The organism is Mesorhizobium sp. M1A.F.Ca.IN.020.06.1.1 (genome assembly GCF_004023265.1).
In the GTDB taxonomy this organism is placed as follows: domain Bacteria; phylum Pseudomonadota; class Alphaproteobacteria; order Rhizobiales; family Rhizobiaceae; genus Mesorhizobium.
Genome location: NZ_RZSR01001772.1, coordinates 1 through 483 on the forward strand (window position 1 = coordinate 1; position 483 = coordinate 483).

Genomic DNA, 483 nt, shown 5'->3' on the forward strand with positions numbered 1-483 from the left:
ATGTGTCGCAGATCCTGGACGGTCCGCATTACACGGAAAGCCCGGTGCTGATCGGACCGGCGCCGATGATCTGCGGTGTGCTTTGCCGACCGCGCGAACGCCAGACCGCGGCCGAGCCGGTGATCTTCCTCAATGCCGGTGGCGTGCCGCATGTCGGCTGGGCGCGCGGCACGGTGGAAGCGGCGCGAGCCCTGGCGGCGGAAGGCGTAGCCTCGCTGCGCGTCGACCTGCCCGGACTTGGCCTCAGCGATCCGACTGAGGAAGGGCGCCTGTTCCTTTATGACCGGCGCACGCGCCATGATGTAAGTCGTGCGATCAACTGGATGGAGCGAGCCGGCTACCCCGGGGTCGGCCTGGTCGGCACCTGCGCCGGCGCGTTTCAGGCTTTTCACGCCGCGCGGGCCGATCGGCGGGTACGGATGCTGACCATGATCAACCCGCTCTGCTTCGCCTGGAACAGTTCCTACGCGCTGGAGATGGCGG

At 67.9% G+C, this 483-nt stretch carries 1 protein-coding gene; it reads left to right on the plus strand.

Going from position 1 to position 483, the window contains the following annotated elements; genetic code table 11:
* A partial coding sequence (locus tag EOA60_RS36815; RefSeq protein ID WP_128312819.1) for an alpha/beta fold hydrolase occupies window positions 1-483 on the plus strand: 483 nt, incomplete at both ends.